Source organism: Burkholderia sp. LMG 13014 (assembly GCF_905232215.1).
Taxonomy (GTDB): Bacteria; Pseudomonadota; Gammaproteobacteria; order Burkholderiales; family Burkholderiaceae; genus Burkholderia.
Window position 1 is genome coordinate 1 of record NZ_CAJNKE010000749.1, and the last position, 2,492, is coordinate 2,492.

The window sequence follows — 2,492 nt, forward strand, 5'->3', positions numbered from 1 at the left end:
CTGCTGCGGTGCGGACACGCTCAGGCTCGCGAACGGGTTGTACGCCTGGGCCTGTTGCGGCGGCGTAAAGGACGGTGGAAGGATAGGCATGGGTGTATCCGGCGAATCCGGCATGGTCCGGATTGCATCATAGACCTTGCGCGCATACGCGAGGCGCTTGTCGGGCGACGCGGCGTTGTACGCGCCGATCGCGTTCCAGTTGGGGCCGAGCTGGCGGATGTTCTGCGACAGGATCCACGCGCCGACATACGCGTTCGTGCACGCGTCGAACAGGCTCTCCCGCGTGATGCCTTCGCGCGCGAGCGTCGGCAGCCAGGTGCTGTTGATCTGCATCAGGCCGATGTCGACCGTGCCGTTGGTATTCGTGTTGAGCGCGTTCGGATTCATCCCCGATTCGACTTGCGCGATGCCGCGCATCAGGCTGACGCTCACGTGCTGGAACGCGGCCGCGTCGTCGAGGCAATCGGCCCGTGCGACGCCGGCGAGCGCGCACGACATTGCAATCGTCGCGGCGATTTTCAGCGTTTCTCGGCTGATTGAACGGGTTGTCTGACGCGGCATGGCAGGATGGGGCGGAATCCGGCCGCCCGGTGCAAGGAAATTACGCAGACGCGAAGTGTGCCATAGCGAGCACGCAAATGGCTCGCGTCAAACTTTCCTTTGCATTTGCCCGCGCGTTCGCCACGCATTTTTATCGCGTCCGATCACGGGGTTCAGCGAAGCATTATCGGTAAAAATGGCCGGATTTTCGCGTGAATGCCGGGGCAGTGGCGGCGCTGGAATACTGGCGCGTCGCGACATTCGCTCGGGAAAATCGGTGTTGAATCAAACCGGATGGAAATCGCGCGGCAGTCGATATCCGGGTTGAAAAAGGTAATGAATCGGCGATCCGGAAACAACGGCGGCCGAAGCCGCCGTGTCGGTTCATGCGGATTCGACCGGCCGCGCGGCACGCAGCGCCGGCCGTTTGGCATCAGAAGCGGTGACGCAGGCCGAGGTTGACCATCGTCTGCGAGCTCGTGCCCGCATAGCCGTACGAACCGATCGACGCCTGCGCGGCCATCGAGCCGCCCTTGCCGTCGCCGGTCTGGCCGCTTGCGTGTTGATAGGCGGCGGTCAGGTAGACGTCGGTGCGCTTCGACAGGTTGTAGTCCGCGCCGGCCGATACCTGGTGATAGGTGGCCGACGTGTCGCCGCCCGAGCGCGTGTAGCTGTAGCCGACGCCGACCAGCAGCGCAGTCGTCGCCTGGTAGTTCACGAAGCCTTGCCCCGTGTTGTAGTGCTCGTTCGAGCCGAACACCGAGCTGCCATCGCGGCGGTACTGCGCGTTGCTGTAGCCGAGGCCGAACGTGAACGGGCCGGCGACGTACTGGCCCGCGATGCGCGCGATGCCGATCGAATGCGCGCTCGCATAGCCGCTGTTGATCGGGCCGTCGAAGGTGCCGTCCGACGAGCTGGTCCAGCCGCTGCGCAGGGTGTTCGACGCGGGGCTGTTGGTCGTGTGGAAGTAGCCACCCGCGACGCTGAACGGCCCGTTGTTGTACGACACGGCGGCCGAATACGAATTCGCGGCGCCGGTGCTGCCGGCGATGCCGCCGAACGAATACATCGCCGAGAACTGCAGGCCCGCATAGACGGCCGACGTGTATTTCACCGCGTTGTCGACGCGGAAGCTGTTGTCGTAGTTGTCGACGTCGCCAGCCGTCGCGAACACGCTGCCGAGATAGTTGTCGGCGGTGATGCCCTGCACGAGATCGACGAGGGGATCGTACTGGCGGCCGAACCTGAGCGTGCCGTAGCGGTCGCTCGTCAGGCCGACGAACGCCTGCCGGCCGAACAGGCGGCCGCCCTGGCCCTGCCGGCCGGTGCTCGGGTCGAAGCCGTCCTCGAGCTGGAACAGTGCCTTCAGCCCGCCGCCGAGATCCTCGGTGCCTTTCACGCCCCAGCGGCTGCCGGCCAGGTTGCCCGCGCTGCTGTTGCCGAGCATCCACGCGTTGTCCTTGCCCTGCGCATGGTTCACGTAGGTGATCGACGTGTCGATCACGCCATACAGCGTGACGCTCGACTGCGCATGCGCGACGGGTATCGCCGCGAATGACGCGATGGAAATCAGCGAGAGGGTCGTGCGTTTCATGTCATCTCCTTGCGCATTGGCTCGTGTTCGTGATCCGGAATGGCAGGAGACTACCGAGCCCGATTGAATCGGCAAAAATGAAATTCTCTTTTGTGGCCTGAGACAGACAGGGATGTCCTCCGATCTCGGCGATCGAGGGATTTGAATTGTTGAAAAAACGCGTATCAATTGGCGGTCATTTTGTGATTTCGCCATTGCGACTTGCATATCTCGCGATAATTCCGGGCAATGGGGGGAGGAATCAAGGTGGCCGGGATATTGTTTTCGATGCATCAAATAACTATTTAATGAATCGAATTGGCCGGGTGTAATGAATGTGTTAGCGACGCGCCGCGCGTACCTGGCGACGGCATCGCGG

At 62.8% G+C, this 2,492-nt stretch carries 2 protein-coding genes; both read right to left on the reverse strand.

The window, feature by feature from the left end:
• Window positions 1–561: lytic transglycosylase domain-containing protein (locus tag JYJ84_RS34035; RefSeq protein ID WP_205190086.1), on the reverse strand; the 561-nt coding region annotated here is incomplete at its 3' end.
• Between the two features lie 412 nt (window positions 562–973).
• The gene (locus tag JYJ84_RS34040; RefSeq protein WP_175221362.1) at window positions 974–2,134 is read right to left on the reverse strand and encodes a porin; all 1,161 of its coding nucleotides are present in this window, start codon (window positions 2,132–2,134) and stop codon (window positions 974–976) included.
• Between the last annotated feature and the right edge of the window lie 358 nt (window positions 2,135–2,492).

Excerpts from the sequence above, each read along its gene's own strand:
- JYJ84_RS34040 (WP_175221362.1), bottom strand. The coding sequence starts at position 2,134 with ATGAAACGCACGACCCTCTCGCTGATTTCCATCGCGTCATTCGCGGCG.